Raw genomic sequence first — 18,330 nt, 5'->3', positions numbered from 1 at the left:
GCGTCCGGTTCATCTTATCCAACGCGCCCGATGCTTCTTGTCTATCGCTCAAGGGCCAGCACGCTGGTTGTTATGTCGGCTGCCGTTGCGGCCAGGATTTGCCGATAAGCATTCACCACGCCATCCACTTGCCCGGGTGCAGGCACCTCGGCTTCGGTACGGCCACTCAGGGTCTTGCCGTCTGGCAGGCGCTTCACGGTCCAGGCGATGGTTGCTGCGGCCCGCTTTCCCAGGTCGGCGTCGAGGATGACTACCTCGGCGGTCACGCGAACGGCTGGCTGGGTGGCCGGCAGGCCGTGCTGGTAGATATCGACCGCGTCAAGACTAGACTGCAAACGCTGCGACAGTGCATCGCGAAGCTCGTCCGGTAATGGAGACATCCAGCGAGATGTGTCAAGCAACTTCACACCACCGTCAGCGCCGTCGCTCACTACCAACTGCGCGCGATTCAGGCGCTCGGGGACACGCACTGGCCTGACCTCGATCCATCGCGGCTCGGGTGTACGGCCCGCGCTTCCCGGTGCGGCCCTTGCTGTGTCGGATGAACGTGCTGCCAATGTGTAATAGCGTGGCTCGGGCGACGCGCAGCCGTTGATCATGACTGTAGCCGCGATGACCAGCGGAATTAGTATGCTGGAACGTGTCATTGTTTCTCTTCCCTCTTTCCCTGCAAGAGCGCTTCCGGATGCCGCTCGAGATAGTCTGTGAGCGTGCGCAACGAAGCGGCGGCCCGCGTGAGTTCCTGCATCATCCGGCGGGTGTCCTGCTGCAGTGACGCGTCGGGCGCCAGCGCGCCATTGGCCGTTGCTAGCGTGCGGCGCGCGTCCTGCAGCGCCGCAAGCACCTGCGGGGCCACGTCGCCGTTGACCTGCGCCACGAGCTTGTCTGCGTTGACCAGCATCTTGTTCATCGACACCATCGCCGTGCGCGCGTCCTGTCCGATCTGATCGAACGGGACTTTGCCGATCCTGGTCACGATGTCACCAAGCTTGGCTTGCAACTCGTCGAAGGTCCCTGGCGTGGTGGGGAGTTGCGGCGGCGACGCGTTCAGGTCCAGCTCATCCGGTAGAGGCGCCTTCGGAAAGAAGTCGAGGGCGACGTATAGCTGTCCGGTCAGCAGGTTTCCGGTGCGCAGTTGCGCACGCATGCCGCGCTGTACCAGGCTATGCACGATGGCGAGCTTGCGCGTATCGTCGGCCACGTCCTGATCGCGCAGACCCATGCGGGAAGGATAGAGTTCCACGACCACCGGCATCCGGAAGGCCTTCTTGTCGCGCTGGTATTCGATGCCGATCGAACGCACCTGCCCGACAGTCACGCCTCGGAAATCGATGGGCGCTCCCGGCGACAGGCCACGCACCGACTGGTCGAAATTGAGGACTGCCAGCGCGGGAGCAAGCTCCTCCGGCTCCTTCATGGCTTCGGACTGGTCAGCAGCCAGCAGGAATTCGGTGTTCTCCGCGGCCGCCGAGTGCGCAGTGGAGTGCTCCGGCGCCTGGAAGGCCACGCCGCCGAGCATCACGGTGACCAGAGACTGCGTGGACAGCTTCAACCCGTTCGCGTCGAGCTTGAGGTCGACGCCGCTGGCGTGCCAGAAGCGCGTATCGGCGGAGACAAGCTTCTCGTAGGGCTTGTCGACAAATACTCGCAATGTGATGTCGTGACCGTTCGGGTCGAGCTGGTAGGACACGACATGGCCGACAGGGACGCGACGATAGTAGACAGGAGACCCAACATCGAGCGAGCCGAGGTCTTGTGCGTGCAACACGAACTGCCTGCCCGAGGCATCGGTGGTGACCACGGGCGGCACTTCGAGTCCGGTGAAGCTGTGCATGGTGTCGGCAGATTTGCCTGCATCGACCCCGATATAGGCGCCGGATAGCAGCGTCTCGAGCCCAGACACGCCGCTGATGGCAAATCGTGGCCGTACCACCCAGAAACGCGAATCGGCCACGGCGAAGCTCCTTGCATCCTTTGTCAGAGCAATCGTCGCGATCACGTGAGAGCGGTCCGCCGCCAACCGGGCCGTTTTGACCAGGCCGATATCGACGTCCTTGTATCGAACTGGGGTTTTGCCGGGCGTCAGGCCTTCTGCGGTACGAAAGGTGACCGTGATCTCCGGCCCGCGCGATGCAAGTGTGCTGATGAGCAGCGAGAGGCCGACCACCGCGGCCACGATGGGTATCAGCCAGACCAGCGAGGGCAGCCAGCGCGCGGGCGGCTTGCGGACCGGCTCCGGTATGGCTGATGGCGCGGCGGGATCAAAGTGTTCGGTCATGATTGACTACCGAGAAATCGAGTGGGAGAGGCGGCGCATCGAGGCTGTCCCACAGCAGCCGGGGATCGAAGCATAGTGAGGCGAGCATGGTGAGCACGACGACCGAGGCAAACGCCAGGGCTCCGGCACCTGGTGTGATGGTGGCCAGCGACCCGGCGCGCACCAGCGAGGCGAGCAACGCGACGACGAAGACATCGAGCATGGACCATCGGCCAATGACTTCGACCACCGTATAGAGGCGGGTCTGTTCACGAAGACGCCAGGTCGAGCGGCGGCGCACCGTCAGCAACAGCAGCGTCAGGATCATCATCTTGAGCAGCGGCACGACAACGCTGGCGATCAGCACGACCAAAGAGAGCATGTGTGAGCCCGAAAGCCACAGGTAGATCACGCCCGACAGGATCGTGTCGTGCTGGGTGCCAAAGATCGACTGCGTCACCATGATCGGTAGCAGATTGGCCGGGATATAGAGCAGGTAGGCGGAGAGCAGGAAGGCCCAGGCACGCGCCATGCTGGCTGGCTTGCGACGATGCAACGTGGCGCCGCAGCGCGGGCAGGGCGCACCTTCCAGCGTCAGCGGGCTGACGAGGTCGCAGGCATGACAAGCCAGCAGGCCCTGCCCGGTCGCCGTGGGGTAACACAAGCGGTCTGCGCTCATGACGCAGTATCCGGAGGGACGGCCGGCACGCCGTTCGTACTTCGCGCATCGAACTGGTGCCAGAGGTCGCGCGGAGGGAACGACAGGATGGCGGCAAGCACTACCACCAGCGCGCCGAACGACCAGAGCGAAACGCCCGGCATTACCTGTGCGACGGTCGATAGCTTCACCAGCGTGACCAGCACGCCGATCATGAACACCTCGATCATGCCCCATGGGCGGGTCAGCAGAATGGCGCGTGCGATGTGGTGGAACGCACGAGGCATGCGGCGCCGGGCCATCGGCTGGAGCACAAAGCCCATCATGAGCAGCTCGCCCAGAGGCACGAGGAGCGTCGTGACGAACACGAGCACGGCCACCAGCGGCATATTGTCGGCGTAGAGGGCTTGTATCGCGCCCCATAGCGTGGTCTCCATGCGCGTGCCCTTGAGGTCCATAGCGACGATCGGGTACATGTTTGAGATCAGAAACAGAATCACCGCGGTCACGACGAGCGGCAGCAGGCGGCGGTAGGCCCCCGTGCTGTTGCGGTACAGCTCCGCACCGCACCGCAGGCAAACGGCCCGTTCAGCGTCGCCCAGTGCCGTGCGGACATGAAGTGCGTCGCAATGCTCGCACGCGATCAGCCGAGCCGGATCCTGATGCGCAGGCAGCGGAGGCAAATGAGGGTGACGCACGGCGGGTCCCGGAGCAGCTGATGAAGTCCGGCATTCTGCTACAGAATGACTAAGATGTCATGATGACAGTCATTATTTTACAAATCATGGTGGTGGGCGGTTGGCGTGCAGGATGCCCGTCTTGCGCTGTGCCATAATCGCCCGTCACTTAAGCTTCTCTTGTTGAAGATGCCCGCCGATCCCGAATTCCAAGACCATCGTCCACGTGTTGCCGCTGAACGGCGTGCGCGCATGCGCAGGCGGCTCATCGAAAGCGCGATGATCGTTTTTGCGCAGCGGGGCATGGGTTCCAGCGTGATCCCGGAGGTGATCGCGGCGGCCGGTGTCTCGCAGGGCTCCTTCTATAATTACTTCCGCACCAACGATGATCTGCTGGCGGCCGTCAGCGACGCACTCAGTCACGACATGGTGCACATGATCGAGGGCGTCTTGGCGGACGTCGACGATCCAGCGCTGCGATTCGCTACCGCCGGCCGGATGTATCTGCACCTGGTGCGAGCCTATCCCGTTGTCGCCCGCTTCCTTGCCGCTACGGGTTTCAGTCTCGTCGGAAAGAAAAGCGCGATATACGAACATCTGCCAGCCGATATCAAGGAGGGCGTGAAGCGCGGCACGTTCGACGAGGAGGCCGCCGACGTGGGGGTGGACATGGCGACGGGCGCGGCGCTCATCGCCGTCCAGCGTATTGCAAATGGCAGAACGGCCAAGGACTACCCGGAACGCATCGTTCGTGCGGTGTTGAGATCGCTCGGTGTATCGGCGGCCGGCGCCGCGAAGTTGATCGCGGCGCCCCTTCCCAAGCTCGTGGCGCCGCCGGAATCGCTGCTCAAGACGGCGCAGCAGAAGCTCGCCGCCCTCGCCGAATCCTCCAGCTAGCCATGCCGCGCCTGTGACGGGTCGAGGATCGCGGCTTCGAGCATGTCCTCGAAAAGCACGATGTTGGCGTTGAGCGGCGAACTGGATATGGCGTCGGCCGTAGTACTCTCCACGCCCAGGGCGCGCAAAGCCACGGCAGCCGCCAGTTCGGAAAAATCATCCTTGCACCCGCTCTCCAGCATGCGGTGCATCGCGCTCATTGCGGCGCCGGTAACGATATTGAACGCCAGCGTGAGCGGCATGGGCGTGAAACGATTGCGGCGCACGCCATCCTCCAGGTCCCGGCGCACGAATTCCAGCATGCTCGGCGCCTGGTAACCCGACCATCCGAAGCGTCCCAGGATGCTTGCCACACCCGGCTGGTGTACTGCCAGCATCGATGCCAGCCGTATGCCGCGGGAGATGTGTTCGGCAGGATCGTCATCGCGCCTGACGATGGGGTCTGCCTCTCGTACCCACTGCTCGGCCACCCTCCCTATCAGTTCACGCATGATCGCTTCGGACGACGGAAAGTACTTGTAGAACGTTCCACGCGACACCTGCGCCGCGCAGATGATGTCGTCGATCGAAGGCGAAGGGTCGCGGTTCTCCACCAGCAACCGCAACGTACTGCTCAATAGCAGCGCGCGCATGCGCTGCCTCCGTTTGGCCGCAACGCGCTGACGATGATCGGTCGCCTCCCACATCTCGCCCGCTGCGGCAAATCCCTGCTCTATCGCACTCATGGATCGGTTCTCTCCTTTCAGGGGAATCGGGCACGCATGGCCATGCGCCTTCTCCGCCGCATAGGCTTGTGCCCAACGAGGTTGCTCCGGCCGCACACACAAAATAAATTAAACGTCAATCTGACTACGGCGTCATTATGATGTATATTTCGGGCTCTTGGGAAGGGCGGATGCCCAGGCCTGCTGACACTGACGCCCCGAACGAGTCCGTTGTATCGGCTCGGTGGCGCAAAACGCTGATGACTCGCAGGCGAGTGACGGACCTACTGGAGCGTAGAAATTGAACAGGAAGCATCGAGCAGCAATGCTCACCATCATCGCGGCGGCGAGCCTGCTGGCGGCGTGCACAGAGAAACCTGCGTCCGAACAGTCGGACGTGCGGCCGGTGCGGACCGTGGTCGTCGGGCGTAGCAGCGGCACCATCGGCGCCAACTATTCGGGAGAAATCCGTGCGCGTTACGAAAGCCAGTTGGGCTTCCGGACGGCGGGCAAGATCGTTGCCCGGATGGTGGAAGTGGGCAGCCATGTCAAGCGCGGGCAGCCGTTGCTGCAGCTCGATCCCACCCAGGAAGCCTTGCAGGTTGCCGCAGCCGGCGCGGATGCGGACGCTGCGAGAAGCCGGGTAGCCCAGGCCCGGGTGGACGTAAAGCGCACCGAACAACTGCTGGCACAGAACTTTGCTTCGCAGGCCGAACTGGACCAGCAGCGCCTGGCGTTGAGCCAGGCGGAAGCCCAGCTTCGCTCGGCGCAGGCGCGCCAGCAATTGAACGCCAACATGCGCGGATTCACGACGCTCGTGGCTGACCGCGACGGGGTGGTCAGCGCCATCAACGCGGAAGCCGGCCAGGTCGTGTCGGCCGGCCAGTCGATCGTCACCGTTGCGGCCGACGGCGAGCGCGAAGTGTCGATCAGCATTCCCGAGTCTCGCGTCGACGAACTACGCAAGGCCCAGAAGCTCGCGATCACGGTGTGGGCGCATCCTGAAAAGTCCTGGAGCGGCAAGCTTCGCGAGCTGGCGCCGGACGCTGACAGTGTCACGCGCACTTACTCGGCGCGCATTTCTATCCAGGAAGCGGACGCCGACCCCAGCCTCCTGCGGCTGGGCATGACCGCATCCGTCATGGTTCCCGACGTGGACGGCAGTGGCGCGGTTCGCGTGCCGCTGACCGCCATCGTCGATCACGAGCGCAGCCGGCACGTGTGGGTGGTGGACCTCAAGACGTCGCGCGTGATGTCCCGTGAAGTGAAGCTCGGTGCGGCTCAGAACGACAGCGTCATTGTGGCGGCGGGCCTGGGGGGTGGCGAGACGGTAGTGACCGCCGGCGTGCACATGCTGCAGCCCGGCCAGCAGGTGAAGGTGGCGGAGGCGACGACCGTCGCCCAGGCGGGAGGTTCGAAGTGAAAGGTGTCAATCTGTCCGAATGGGCGCTTAAACACCCGCAGATGATCGCGTTCCTGCTGTTGCTGTTGTCCGTGGCCGGCGTGCTGGCATACGGCAGCCTCGGCCAGAAGGAAGACCCCGAGTTTACGATCAAGACCATGGTGGTGCAGGCCTACTGGCCGGGAGGCTCCGCGCAGCAGATGGCCGACCAGGTGGCCGACAAGCTCGAGCGCAAGTTGCAGGAGGTCGCGGAGATCGACTATACGTCCACCTACGTCAAGCCGGGTGAGGCGCAGATCAAGGTCAACCTGCGCGAAGACGTTCCGCGATCCGCCGTGCCGGATGTGTGGTATCAGGTTCGCAAGAAGCTGGGTGACATCCACCATACCCTGCCGCAGGGCACGCAAGGGCCGTTCTTCAATGACGAGTTCGGAGACACGTTCGGCAATCTGTATGCCATCACTGGCGACGGATTCAGCTACGACGACCTGAGGCGGATCGCCGATGCGGCGCGCAACGAGTTCCTTCGTGTTGACGATGTCAACAAGGTCGATCTCGTGGGCAAGCAGGAGCAGAAGATCTATGTGGAAGTTTCTACTGCCAAGCTTGCGTCTCTGGGGATCGATCCGGCCCTGATTGCCCAGACACTCGCGCAGACCAATGTAGTGTCGTCGGGCGGTACGGTGCAAACCGGTGCCGAACGGGTGCGGCTGGATGTGAGCGGCGAGTTCGATTCTGTAGAGGGCATTCGCGCCATCGGCATCCGTGCCGGCCAGCGCACTTTCCGGCTGGGTGATATCGCCGATGTCCGTCGCGGTTTTGTCGAGCCGGCCACTTCGCGGATGCGCTTCAACGGCAACGAGGCCATCGGCCTTGCCGTGAGCATGCGCAAGGGCGGTGACGTGATCCGACTTGGCGTGAAGCTCGATGAAACGGTCAAGCGTATCGAGGCCACCCTGCCTGTCGGCGTGCAGATTCATGCAGTCAGTGACCAGCCACGCATCGTCGAGCATTCCGTCTTCGAATTCAAGAAGAGCCTCGCGGAGGCAGTGGTCATCGTGCTCGTCGTGAGTTTCCTGTCGCTGGGCCTGCGGACCGGGCTGGTGGTTGCGCTGAGCATACCGCTCGTGCTGGCCATGACGTTCCTGGCCATGTACGTGATGGGGATCGACCTGCAACGCATCTCGCTCGGTGCGCTGATTATCGCGCTGGGTCTGCTGGTGGACGACGCCATCATTGCCGTCGAAATGATGGCGCTGAAGCTTGAGCAGGGCTGGGACAAGTTCCGCGCGGCCACCTACGCCTACACGGCCACTGCGTTCCCGATGCTCACCGGCACGCTGATCACGGCGGCGGGCTTCCTTCCGGTCGGCTTTGCAAAGTCCGGCACCGGCGAGTATGTGTATTCGCTGTTTCAGGTGGTCGGAATCTCGCTGCTGTTGTCCTGGCTGGTGGCCGTGCTGTTTACCCCGTATATCGGTTTCAAGCTGTTGAAGGAGCATGCGCACGCTTCGCATGACGAGGAAGCGGTCTACCAGCGCGGCTTCTATGTCAAATTCCGCCGCTTCATGGATTTCTGCTTGCGGCAACGCGTCTGGGTGCTCGGCATCACGCTTGCGGCGTTCGTCGGCGCGCTCATGTTGTTCAAGGCAGTGCCCCAGCAGTTCTTTCCGGCGTCGGACCGTGCCGAGCTGATCGTGGACATGTGGATGCCGGAGGCTTCGACGTTCGAAGCGAGCCAGCGCGAGGTGCAGAAGCTCGAAGCGATGCTCAAGGGCGATCCGGACATTGCCGCGGTGACGAGCTTCGTGGGCAATGGCGCGCCGCGCTTCTACCTGCCGCTCGATGCGCAGACCCCGAACCTGAACCTTGGCGAAATGATGGTGATGACCAAGGGCGGCGAGGCGCGTGAGCGCGCGAAGGAAAAGCTCGAGAAGTTGTTCGCGGAGAAGTTTCCAAACGTACGTGGGCGGGTCAACCGCCTGGAGAATGGTCCGCCCGTTGGTTATCCAGTGCAATTCCGGGTCTATGGCCAGGACAACGACAAGGTCCGGACTATCGGCGACAAGGTAGCAGCGATCATGCGCGAGGAGCCGCATGTGCGTCAGGTGAACCAGGACTGGAGCGAGCGCATCAAGCGCGTCCAGGTAGACGTCGATCAGGACAAGGCGCGTGCACTTGGCATTACGTCCGCCCAGATCAAGCAGGCACTCGAGGCGTCGATTTCCGGTACGCCGATCACACAGTTCCGGGAAGAAGACCAGGGTATCGACATCGTGTCGCGCCTCATTGCGGCCGAGCGTACGGACCTGAACAACCTGAAGGACGCCAGGATCTATGTTCGCGACGGGAAGTTCGTGCCGGTATCGCAGGTGGCCCGTCTGACCCTTGCCAGTGAAGATGGGGAACTGTGGCGACGCAATCGCGTGCCGACGATGACGGTCCGTGCTGACATCGCGGGCGCGCAGGCACCCGACGTCACCGGCGCGCTGCTGCCCCGGATCGAGGCGCTCCAGAAGGACCTGCCGCTCGGCTATGGCATCGACATCGGCGGTGCATCGGAATCGAGCGCGAAAGCCCAGCGTTCAGTGTTTGCGGTGATGCCGTGGACCATCATCGCCGTGCTGGTGCTGCTGATGATCCAACTGCAGGACATGAAGAAGATGGCAATTGTCCTGATGACCGCGCCGCTCGGCCTGATCGGTGTGAGCGTGGTGCTGGCCACCTTCCGGATTCCGTTCGGCTTCGTTGCAATGCTCGGTGTCATCGCGCTGGCCGGCATGATCATCCGCAACTCGGTGATCCTGGTCGTGCAGATCGACGAGGACGTGCGCGCAGGCGTGCCGTTGTGGACGGCCATCGTCGAGTCGGCGGTGCGGCGGTTGCGTCCGATCGTGCTGACGGCACTGGCGGCCATCCTGGCGATGGTGCCGCTGACCCATTCGGTGTTCTGGGGCCCCATGGCGTGGGCAATCATGGGCGGCCTCGCCGTGGCCACGGTGCTGACGCTCGTGTTCCTGCCTGCCCTGTACGCGACGTGGTACCGGGCAAAGCGCCCCGCGACCGTCTGATCGCGAATCTGACGTTGAGAGTGATTGTGATGAAGCGATTCAATATGGCCCTGCGGGCCGGGCAGGTGGCGCTGGGCTGCATGCTGTTCCTGAGCGCCGGTGAGTCGGGCGCGATCGACCTCGTGGGCGCCTACGAGCAGGCATTGGCGCATGATCCGTCGACCCTTGCCGCGAACGATGCGCTCACGGCGGGGCAAGAGAAGGCCGTGCAGGGCAGGGCCCTGCTGCTGCCCAGCCTGAGGCTGCAAGGTGGCGTGGGCCGTACTGTCGTCCATTCTTCGGCCACTGACGATGGGGCGTCGCTGATCCCGTCCAATACGTCGGGCACTGTGCGGCAGGCCGGCGTGGTGCTGGTGCAGCCGATCTACGACCGGGGTGCGGTGGCGACGAAGAAGCAATTGCGGGAGCAGACGAACCTGGCGCAAACACAGTTCGGCCAGTCGCGCCAGGATCTTGCCCTGCGGGTAGCAGAAGCGTACTTCGGCGTCGTCCTGGGCGAGGAGACGCTGCGCGTGGTACAGGCCGAGAAGGCCGCCTTGCGGCAGCAGCGCGATCGCGCCAAGGCGCGCTTCGACATCGGGCAGGGCAAGATCACCGATCTGCATGAAGCCCAGGCGCGCCTGGACGGTGTGGAGAGCCGCGAAGTGACGGCGCAATCTGCACTGGAGCAGCGTCGCACGCGCTTCCAGGAGATCGTTGGCACGTCGCCCGATCAACTGAGCGGGCTTGCCGCCCGGTTTGCGCCCAGGCCGCCGGAGCCGGACAATCTTGCGGCGTGGCAGGCCAAGGGGGAGGAACAGAGCTTCCTGGTCAAGACCCGGCAGTCGGAACTTGACATTGCCGGCGCGGAGATCGACAAGTACCGGCTTGCCAGCCGCCCGACCGTCTCGCTCGTGGCGGGCTACAACACGCAAGGGCAGACCGGTAATCTGGCGCCCTGGGTTGCTGCCAATACGCGTTCCGCGACCGTGGGGTTGCAGGTCAACATTCCGCTGTACGCGGGTGGGAGTCTGGACTCGCGCGAGCGGGAGTCCGTTGCAAAGAGGAGCCAGGCGGAACAGGAGCTTGCCGCGGCCCGGCGCGATGTGCGCCTGAACGTACAGGACGGGTTCCTGTCGGTGAAGACTGGCGTGTCGCGTATCGCCGCCCTCGAGCAGTCGTTGACGTCGGCGCGTAGTGCGCTGGCGGCGACGATCCTTGGCCGGGACGTCGGCACACGCACCGAACCCGACGTGCTCGACGCGCAGCAGCGCGTGTTCGCCGCGGAGCTGGACGTGGTGCAGGCTCGGCTGGACTACCTGCTGGGTCGCCTCCGCCTTGCCGCCGCGACGGGAGAATTGAGCGAGGATACCCTGCGTTCGCTCAACGGCTGGCTCGCTTCGTGACAGGGCCTCCACGCCCCGTCTATGCCCGGGGCGTCTCCCGATCCCAGCTCATTGCCCATCCATACAACGCCATGCATCCAAGTACGATCATCGTCGGCCCGAACACGAACGACAATAGCGGCATCATTAGCAGCGACCCGGTTTTCATCACATAGACATGCAGTGCCAGCTGCATAGGCACAGCCACGATGACAAACACAAGCGTAAGCAGCGTCAGGAATATCTTCTTCGGCCAGGAAAAGTCGAAGATGTAGTAGACGAGCGCATGCCCCCATGGCAGCAGGAACAGGAAGCTGGCAGAGGTCTTCAGCATGTTGTTGGCATATTCGCTGACCGAGTAGGGGAAATCCGTCGGTGCCACTGCGAAGAACAGCAGCGCCGTGCATTGAATGAAGACGGCGAACAGAAGGAAGTAGCGTAGCGGCAGGAACCGGTCATGCATGCGAAGCGCGAATATGCACACGATGAGCGTGGCCAGCAAGTTTGCGGACCACATGGCCACGTCGGGCGGTGTCGCCGTGACATTCAGATAGGGCAAGTCGAAGTCGAACCAGGCCACCCGTGTCAAGCGTTCGATCACGACGCCGTCCATGCCAAGCTTGTCGATCCAGAACGCGAGCACTGCGGTCCATATCACGCTGATTTTGGCGCGCAGCAGCCACTCGGCAGAATTGAACAGCACCGGCAATAGGAAAATGCCGGCCATCGTCCACGCCGACAGACTTAGCCGGTCCAGTGACCGATGCCTGGCCAGGCTCAGGATCGTCAGGCCAAGTGCGTCGCTTGCATCGCGGGTGGCGGGAGTGTGTCCAGCAGGATGGGCCATGGTCTAGAACTCCGCGAAAACACCTATCTCTGCTTGTTTGCGTTTGTAGGACGGATTTTCGTAATAGACCGCGCGCAAGTTGATGCCGTAGCGTTTGGTGATCCATTTGCGCCAGTTCAGGGAGACTTCATGGCTGGTGAAATCGCTGAGCAGTTGCTGCGCGCCGGTGATCTGGTAGGCCTCGGTCCCGCCGTCGTATCGCAAGGTGATGTACTGGTCCTTGTCGCGGCCATAGGTGACAGCGATCGATCCCCGGTTGGAACGGACGTTGCCGGGGTCGCTTCGGTTCAGCCGCCCCCCGAGCTGGATGATCCACGGGGCGTCGAAGTAGTAGGTCAGCCCGAGAAGCAAGGTCTTGTCGTTATAGACCTCCTTGGCGCGGTAGTAGGTGAAGCCTGCACTGGCGACCAGGTTCTTTTTTTCCAGCAGTTTGCGGAACAGCATGCCATCGACGCGGACCTGGGGCAGGAAGAAGCCGCCCGCGCTGGTGCCGGCGCTTAGAAAGCCGTACCAGTCGTCATCGAAAATTCGCGTATAGCCCAGTCCGAAGAACGTGCCTGCGTCGCCGAAATGGTTCTGGTGACTGATTTCGCCGGTCACATAGTCCTTCGGCGTCAGGTGGACGCCGCCGCGCACGTACTGGTCGTTCCAGCTCGAATTATTGTTGGTCAGGTTGGCATGGCCTAGTCCGCCTTCTATGAATCCCGTGAGTAACGGCACGAAGGTTCGGGGCGGGCTGGCTTCCGCCTGGGCGCGCGATTCCGTGGTGGCGACCAGCATCGCCATGCCCAGCAGGCATGACAGGACAAGCCTGCCGTAGAACCGGATTCGGGTATGCGAGAGCTTTGCCATGCGTATCCTTTCGATCTTGCCTCAACGACAGCGCAACCCGGCCGGAGGCGGTGCCAGCGCCTGTTCGGGGGTCAAGCGCGCCACGAACGCCAGGTACAACGCCTCTTCCAGAACATTCCAGTGTTTGCCATGACGGAACTGGATGGAACGGATGCGCCAGCACGAAATCGCTTCCTTGTCTTCCATCTTGTCGGCGACCAGTGCCACCAGCCCCCAGGGGAAATCCGCCTCGGACATCTGCAGCCAGGTCATCCGGTGCTCTTTCATCCAGAGGCGATACGTCAAGGCATCCGGTCGATTAGGCGGACGAATATCAGACAGAATAGGAAAGATCTGTGCGACAGCGTCCGGATAAAACTCATACTGTTCGCGTGGCTGGGTGCTTACCAGATAACCCTGCCCAGGCCGCCAGAACACACGCAGGATGTCCTTGTCGAGTTGCTCGGCCTTGCGCATCCACTCCGTGGCGCCCGCGGCGTCACCCAGGCGCCGCCGATAGGCGCTGGTCGCCTTGAAGGCGCTGGAGATCTCCGCGTTGTCCATCAGCAAGGCGACATGCAGGCTGGAGGAAATGTAGTACACCCCGGACTGCGCATCCCGCAGGGTGTCGATATGCGCGCTAGCCTTGTCGAAGCTGGCCTGCCACGCTGGCGGCATGCCTTCGGATGGCGCTTGACGGACCAGTAGTTCCATCCAGACTGCCATCAGGGCATCGTCCGCATCGGCTGGCTGGCACGCGACAAAACGCTCGGCCTTCAGGCAGTAGCGGTCGAAGCGGCCGTCAGCGTGCTGGCGCGGCAACTGCCAGGCGATCCAGCGTTTGGCCGCAGCCGACATCGCCCCCCCGGCGTCCTGTGCGGCGAGCAGCGCCTTGGCCGCGAAATAGGGATCGATCGAGTCGCCGCCAAAGTAGGTGGTAATAGCGCCATCGGGACGCTGGTACCCCTGGAGCGAGAGTTCACCCGCATCCGCTGGCGCATGCGCCAGCGTGGCGATCAACAACATGAAAGCCATCAATGTTTTCATGGTTTTTGCAGTCGTTCACGCGTCGCCAGCCGAGGCTTCTGGCACGACGCGGCCTTCCTCCAACGCAGATGCCGCGCCATAGACCACCGAGCCCGCGTGCATGTGCAACAACGGCGCGACGACGGTCGTGCGCCGGCCGGCGGCGCCAATCACACAGCGCCTGCCCACATCGATTTCCTGCTCCGAGACCAACGGCCCGGCGATGACACACTCGCGCTCCAACAAGATCGCACCGGCAGCGATTAGCGCGCCATGGATGCGTACGCCCGGTCCCAGCCAGATGCCACCGGTTGATTTCACGCTGCCCATGATGCAGGAGCCGGCACCGATCCAAAGCTCGCCGTGTACGATCAGGTCACCACGATGCACAGTGTTGGCAGAAAGCGTCAGGGCATGGGGTACCAGCCAGCGACCATCCGCATGCTCCGCGTCATCAGCATCGGGAATGGCCTCCAGGGGGGGCGCCGCCCGGGCACGGGCATCGTCAGTCGCATCGTCGATATCGGGCGGCGTCCCGGCACGCCGCTGCCCGAAGCTGACCACCGCCGCGCTCACTGACGTGAACTCACAGGCTTCTTCCAGGCGGATTGCATAGTGCGCCGACAAAGGTCCGCGCAGCCGGCAGTTCGGCTCGACGTGGATGTTGCGCGCATGGGCCCAGCGCTGCAGTTCGCTGCCATCGCGTATCACGACCTCGCCCTCGGAAAGCAGAACCTGGAGATGGTTCTCCCGGCCTGTATGAATGCCGCGTCGCCCATAGATATCGCGCGAGAAGGTGAAACCGTCAGGCAGCGTCAGCGTTCCGCCAGTCACGACAGTGCGCGTGCAGACGCCCAGATTCGTCTCCGCCCGTGCCGGAACGAAACTACCGGTGACGTGAACGACCGGCCGTAGCGCCATTGCCGTGCGCGTGAGCTTGTGCAGCCGGTCACCCGCCTCATGCCGCGCCACCAGAGCGCGAAAATTCGCTGCCACTTTCGTCACATCGAGGGTGTGTTCCCCGTCGATCATCAGCGGCCGGACGTCACGCGCCCGCCGCCATTCCAGCGCCGCCGGGACGAGCGGCAGGGCGAACACGAGCATGGTGAGCGTACCGAGCAACAGAGGCCACATAGTCAGTTCCTCGGGCGATAACGGGACGTCTTGTCCCAGCGCAGTTCCCGACGTAACAGCTGATCGAAGACGATTTGACCCAGAATCGCTCGCGACACGGCGAGCATGCTGACGAGGAAGCCGAAATAGTTCAGAGGCAACAGCCGGATGCGTTCGCGGGTGCCGTCCAGATGCACCGCGGCGGCGATCTCGAAAAACGCTGCAAAATTGCCCAAGGTGCCATAGGACATCAGCGCGAAGAGGATCAACGCCTCGCCGAATAGTGGCAAGCCGCCGGCATAGAACAACAGGATCGCCAGCAGCCAGCCAAACAGCATGATCGGCGCCATCATGTAGATGCCAAGCAGCGCCACGCCATCGATCTTCTCGAACAGGCCGTGATGCCGGCAAGCCGCCATCCTGACGCCGTGGCGGTACAGCGCTTGATTGTGGCCCTTGGTCCAGCGCCGGATTTGCCGCACGCGGACCGGCCAGGTCTCCGGCACCTCCTCATAACATTCCGACCAGTTCTGGTAGACCGTCTTCCAGTTGGCCAGCAGCAGACGATAGGTGATGTCGGTGTCTTCCGCGAGTACATCGTCATGCCAGCCACCGACAGCGCGCAATGCCCGCATCCTCACGCCGCCCACGGTGCCGCCGTACTGGGGGACCAACTGCAGGTTCATGCGGGCTTGCTGGTCGACCTGATAGCCACCCGAGCGTTCCAGATCGAGCAGGCGCGTCAGCAGGTTCACGCCCACATTCAACGGCACCACGCGGCCCATGGTGGCACCCACCTCTGGATCGAAGAAAGGGGCCACCAGCTGCTTTAGCAGCCCTACCGGCGGCAGATAGTCTGCATCGAAGACCACGACGATGTCGCTCGTCACCGCCTCGCTGGCATCCTTGAGCGCGGCAGCCTTGCCCGGCTTTCCGGCGGCGCGGTGAAACGGTGTGATGCGCCCGGGGTGCTTCGCCACCAGATCATCGATGATCTCGCGCGTGCCATCGGTGGACCGATCGTTGACCGGCATGATGACGAGCCTGTCGGCGGGATAGTCCGCATGCAGCAGGCAGGCCAGCGAACCGGCTATCACGGCCTCTTCATTGTGCGCGGCGACCATGACGGTCAACGTAGGCCACTGCGCAATATCGATGTCGAGGTACGGGTGTCGCTGAAAGCCGAAGAGCCGGTTCAGGGTGAAGAGGTAGTGTCTTACGGCGTAGAACAGCACCAAGGCAATGACCGCCATCAGCAGCACCGTCAGCGGTGGCACAATCGCCTGCGCGCGCGGCTTTTCAGCTGTTGCGGAGGCCTCGCGCGCGGGGCTTTTTGGCAGCGGGCTTGACCACGTGCGTTTGGTCGAGCCGTTCATGTCATCGTTGTCGAGCGTGTCCGGCAGCACCACTGCGACATTCAGCGCGGCGTCTGCTGACGCGGCCCGGGCGGCAGGTTGCGCAGGCGAATCGCTGACACCCTGGACGCCGCCCTCGGCAGTGCCCGGGGGGATGGATAACGTTGTGATGTAGCTGTTGGGGGCGGCTGCGAACGCCCCGGGGATGGGAACGGTGATGACCAGCATCACGCCAATCGACAAAAACAGGCGATATCCAGGGTGCATGCTCGAAGGCCCATGTAGTGCTGTTCTTCTGCAGCGCCGCGTCCCCGCTTCCATTGCGAGCGCGCGAGGACGGGCGCTTGTCCTTTACCGCTTGCTGCTGACAAAGGCCAGCGTGGTGCCTCCTAGTGCCGTCACGATCCAGTTGGTGCCATCCCAGGTCACGAGCCCGAGTCCCTGTGTCACAACCGGCTGGTTGTAAGCCGACTTTGGCAGTACCCATGCCATGTCGGTCAGGTCGCTGGGGTGGGTAGCCTGAAAGGTCCAGGAATTCCCGCCGTCAGTCGCCTGCCAGCTGACTTGCTGGCGCCGTTGGCCGAACTTCGCCAGCGTGTCCATCGTGAACCAGTTGAACTGCCCGCTCGCCTTGACAGTCGCCGCCTTGTTGAAAAGGCTGTTGAGCACCGACTGGTAGTCGACGGCTCCCAGCGGATGCATGTAGATCAGCCGGCTGGTGCGGTTCTTCGCCACAAAATCGATAAGCTGCTTGTACCAGGCCGTAATGCTGGCAGCCGGAACGTTGAACTCTTCGAACTCCTCGAAGGTCGCGTACTGCCCGAACGGCATGACAGGGAACGCGCGGATCGTTTCGTTGGTCAGGGCGCCGTTGCGGTAGCTCCGGGTTGGCGCCATACCGGTGTGCCCCAGGAAGTAATAGGCGCTGTTGCCGTTGGCTTCGAGCCAGTTGACCGACCATTGCGGCGTGTTGCCCTCCGGCGCCGCGTATTCGACTGCCGGGCGACCCGTCACGCCCTCCACGCTTTGCTTGTTCAGCACAAGGTACTGCTCAAAGGTCGATTGATTCGTCTCGCTGGCGTTCGCGCCCCAAAAATCGTGAATCCATCCGCCGTGGCTACCGATGTTGTGGCCCTGGCTCAGCAGGTATGCCACCAGTTGTTGGGCGGTGGTGTTCTGCGACAGGTTGATGCCCTTGCCGTCTCCCACATTGATCTGGTCTGGCCCGGCCGTGATGGACATCGAGAAGGTTCCCCTCTGGAAGATGCCCCAGCCCTTGAGCTGGTTTGCCGGCGCAATCTGGTCACCGGCACAGAAGTGCCAGTTCAGTACCAATCCGCCCAGCGCCTTGGGTTGCGCGGACAGTCGCGGCATCTTCATCATGTTGGTGCCGAAGTAGCGCAGCATTCCGTGCATCAACATGCCGTCGGTTTGGCCCTTCAAGTAAGACAGCGGCATGTTCACGAACAACACGCGCCCGTTTCCGAAATTGCGCAGCCCCGCGACGAGCCCGAAATTGGGGGACGTCAGCAGAGCGGACCCACTGTAGGTGCCTTGGGTCACGAAGCTCGGGTAAATCAGGAAGCCGTAGACGTAGCCAGAGATACCTTCCACGGGATTGGTGGCGGTGGCGTCCCATACCATCGACTTGCCGGGTGGCACTTGCAAGGTCCTGAGGGTAGTGCCCAGGCCCGTGACCGGTCCTACGCCGATCATATTGCCGAGCAGCTGGTCATAGAGCACGTAGTCGACGCCAGCCAGGTTGCTCAGACGGCTTTTCTGCGGTGCATAGAATCCTGTGGTGGTCAGCGCGCCGAAGTCGTAGACGAGCATCAGCTGTCCGCCCTGATTTGCGTACGTCTCGAGCGACGAGATCAGCGCATCGCTCGCGTTCGCGTGTACCTGGTCCGGCAGGATGACGCCGGAGAACTGCGCCGGCGTCGTGCCCTGCTGGAACTGGCTGTCATTGATGACCGTGATCTTCAGGCCTTCTTCCTGGGCGGCATCGAGCCACGAGGAGACGCGCGCGTCCGGCAGCGCAAAGCCATCTGGCACCAGCAGCGCAATCTGATTGGTGGCCGCATGCGTGATTGCCGGCACGAGCACGCCGAGGGCAAGCAGCGCCATG

General features: G+C 63.0%; 15 protein-coding genes. 4 read left to right on the top strand and 11 right to left on the bottom strand.

The features are described 5' to 3' along the window. Positions 1 to 41: 41 nt before the first annotated feature. From AC3FJ6_RS12895 to AC3FJ6_RS12880, 4 genes are read right to left on the bottom strand one after another with little or no spacing between them, the layout of a single operon-like run. A complete protein-coding gene (locus tag AC3FJ6_RS12895) occupies positions 42 to 647 on the bottom strand; it encodes a PqiC family protein (RefSeq protein WP_488772234.1) in 606 nt (201 codons plus the stop codon). Then, the gene (locus AC3FJ6_RS12890) at positions 644 to 2,278 is read right to left on the bottom strand and encodes a PqiB family protein (protein ID WP_488772233.1); all 1,635 of its coding nucleotides are present in this window, start codon (positions 2,276 to 2,278) and stop codon (positions 644 to 646) included. The genes AC3FJ6_RS12895 and AC3FJ6_RS12890 overlap by 4 nt, the downstream gene beginning before the upstream one ends. Beyond that, entirely contained in the window at positions 2,262 to 2,936 is a 675-nt protein-coding gene (locus AC3FJ6_RS12885; RefSeq protein WP_488772232.1) for a paraquat-inducible protein A, read from the bottom strand. The genes AC3FJ6_RS12890 and AC3FJ6_RS12885 overlap by 17 nt, the downstream gene beginning before the upstream one ends. Next, positions 2,933 to 3,613, bottom strand: a complete 681-nt coding sequence (locus tag AC3FJ6_RS12880; protein WP_488772231.1) for a paraquat-inducible protein A — start codon at positions 3,611 to 3,613, stop codon at positions 2,933 to 2,935. Before AC3FJ6_RS12880 ends, AC3FJ6_RS12885 begins: the two co-directional genes overlap by 4 nt. 105 nt (positions 3,614 to 3,718) lie before the next feature. On the opposite strand from AC3FJ6_RS12880, the gene AC3FJ6_RS12875 reads away from it, so the two are divergent. After that, positions 3,719 to 4,489, top strand: coding sequence for a TetR/AcrR family transcriptional regulator (locus AC3FJ6_RS12875; protein WP_488772230.1), 771 nt, complete (start codon positions 3,719 to 3,721; stop codon positions 4,487 to 4,489). On the opposite strand, the gene AC3FJ6_RS12870 is transcribed toward AC3FJ6_RS12875, so the two are convergent. Then, the gene (locus AC3FJ6_RS12870) at positions 4,486 to 5,214 is read right to left on the bottom strand and encodes a TetR/AcrR family transcriptional regulator (RefSeq protein ID WP_488772229.1); all 729 of its coding nucleotides are present in this window, start codon (positions 5,212 to 5,214) and stop codon (positions 4,486 to 4,488) included. The two genes, AC3FJ6_RS12875 and AC3FJ6_RS12870, sit on opposite strands and share 4 nt — an antisense overlap. 304 nt (positions 5,215 to 5,518) lie before the next feature. Between AC3FJ6_RS12870 and AC3FJ6_RS12865 the strand changes: the two genes are divergently transcribed. From AC3FJ6_RS12865 to AC3FJ6_RS12855, 3 genes are read left to right on the top strand one after another with little or no spacing between them, the layout of a single operon-like run. Then, positions 5,519 to 6,616 carry an efflux RND transporter periplasmic adaptor subunit gene (locus AC3FJ6_RS12865; RefSeq protein WP_488772228.1) on the top strand — a complete coding sequence of 366 codons (1,098 nt, stop codon included), beginning with the start codon at positions 5,519 to 5,521 and terminating at the stop codon, positions 6,614 to 6,616. Beyond that, positions 6,613 to 9,666: an efflux RND transporter permease subunit gene (locus AC3FJ6_RS12860; RefSeq protein ID WP_488772227.1), complete on the top strand. Its 3,054-nt coding sequence runs from the start codon at positions 6,613 to 6,615 to the stop codon at positions 9,664 to 9,666. The genes AC3FJ6_RS12865 and AC3FJ6_RS12860 overlap by 4 nt, the downstream gene beginning before the upstream one ends. A gap of 29 nt (positions 9,667 to 9,695) precedes the next feature. Then, positions 9,696 to 11,051: a TolC family outer membrane protein gene (locus AC3FJ6_RS12855; RefSeq protein WP_488772226.1), complete on the top strand. Its 1,356-nt coding sequence runs from the start codon at positions 9,696 to 9,698 to the stop codon at positions 11,049 to 11,051. Positions 11,052 to 11,070: 19 nt separating this feature from the next. Here the strand turns inward: AC3FJ6_RS12855 and AC3FJ6_RS12850 are convergent, their stop codons facing one another. From AC3FJ6_RS12850 to AC3FJ6_RS12825, 6 genes are all read right to left on the bottom strand, one after another. Beyond that, entirely contained in the window at positions 11,071 to 11,877 is an 807-nt protein-coding gene (locus tag AC3FJ6_RS12850) for a hypothetical protein (RefSeq protein ID WP_488772225.1), read from the bottom strand. A 3-nt stretch (positions 11,878 to 11,880) separates the two neighbouring features. After that, on the bottom strand, positions 11,881 to 12,729 hold the full coding sequence (locus tag AC3FJ6_RS12845) for a YaiO family outer membrane beta-barrel protein (RefSeq protein WP_488772223.1): 849 nt from the start codon (positions 12,727 to 12,729) through the stop codon (positions 11,881 to 11,883). A gap of 21 nt (positions 12,730 to 12,750) precedes the next feature. Then, positions 12,751 to 13,755, bottom strand: a complete 1,005-nt coding sequence (locus AC3FJ6_RS12840; RefSeq protein WP_488772222.1) for a hypothetical protein — start codon at positions 13,753 to 13,755, stop codon at positions 12,751 to 12,753. 15 nt (positions 13,756 to 13,770) lie between these two features. Then, positions 13,771 to 14,838 carry a bactofilin family protein gene (locus AC3FJ6_RS12835; protein ID WP_488772221.1) on the bottom strand — a complete coding sequence of 356 codons (1,068 nt, stop codon included), beginning with the start codon at positions 14,836 to 14,838 and terminating at the stop codon, positions 13,771 to 13,773. Between the two features lie 32 nt (positions 14,839 to 14,870). Further along, entirely contained in the window at positions 14,871 to 16,430 is a 1,560-nt protein-coding gene (locus tag AC3FJ6_RS12830) for a glycosyltransferase family 2 protein (RefSeq protein ID WP_488772220.1), read from the bottom strand. A 123-nt stretch (positions 16,431 to 16,553) separates the two neighbouring features. Continuing rightward, positions 16,554 to 18,329, bottom strand: a complete 1,776-nt coding sequence (locus tag AC3FJ6_RS12825; protein WP_488772381.1) for a polysaccharide deacetylase family protein — start codon at positions 18,327 to 18,329, stop codon at positions 16,554 to 16,556. Between the last annotated feature and the right edge of the window lies 1 nt (position 18,330).

This window comes from Cupriavidus sp. 94F1 (assembly GCF_057798875.1).
Note: the sequence above shows the minus strand (reverse complement) of the source record. Positions and strands in the feature narration are given on the sequence as shown.

What these genes read in the sequence shown, in the direction of transcription:
- AC3FJ6_RS12865 (WP_488772228.1), top strand. Translation starts at nt 5,519, where the DNA reads ATGCTCACCATCATCGCGGCGGCGAGCCTGCTGGCGGCGTGCACAGAG.
- AC3FJ6_RS12890 (WP_488772233.1), bottom strand. Translation starts at nt 2,278, where the DNA reads ATGACCGAACACTTTGATCCCGCCGCGCCATCAGCCATACCGGAGCCG.
- AC3FJ6_RS12840 (WP_488772222.1), bottom strand. Translation starts at nt 13,755, where the DNA reads ATGAAAACATTGATGGCTTTCATGTTGTTGATCGCCACGCTGGCGCAT.
- AC3FJ6_RS12835 (WP_488772221.1), bottom strand. Translation starts at nt 14,838, where the DNA reads ATGCTCGTGTTCGCCCTGCCGCTCGTCCCGGCGGCGCTGGAATGGCGG.
- AC3FJ6_RS12885 (WP_488772232.1), bottom strand. Translation starts at nt 2,936, where the DNA reads ATGAGCGCAGACCGCTTGTGTTACCCCACGGCGACCGGGCAGGGCCTG.
- AC3FJ6_RS12850 (WP_488772225.1), bottom strand. Translation starts at nt 11,877, where the DNA reads ATGGCCCATCCTGCTGGACACACTCCCGCCACCCGCGATGCAAGCGAC.
- AC3FJ6_RS12870 (WP_488772229.1), bottom strand. Translation starts at nt 5,214, where the DNA reads ATGAGTGCGATAGAGCAGGGATTTGCCGCAGCGGGCGAGATGTGGGAG.
- AC3FJ6_RS12895 (WP_488772234.1), bottom strand. Translation starts at nt 647, where the DNA reads ATGACACGTTCCAGCATACTAATTCCGCTGGTCATCGCGGCTACAGTC.
- AC3FJ6_RS12825 (WP_488772381.1), bottom strand. Translation starts at nt 18,329, where the DNA reads ATGGCGCTGCTTGCCCTCGGCGTGCTCGTGCCGGCAATCACGCATGCG.
- AC3FJ6_RS12830 (WP_488772220.1), bottom strand. Translation starts at nt 16,430, where the DNA reads ATGCTGGTCATCACCGTTCCCATCCCCGGGGCGTTCGCAGCCGCCCCC.
- AC3FJ6_RS12845 (WP_488772223.1), bottom strand. Translation starts at nt 12,729, where the DNA reads ATGGCAAAGCTCTCGCATACCCGAATCCGGTTCTACGGCAGGCTTGTC.
- AC3FJ6_RS12855 (WP_488772226.1), top strand. Translation starts at nt 9,696, where the DNA reads ATGAAGCGATTCAATATGGCCCTGCGGGCCGGGCAGGTGGCGCTGGGC.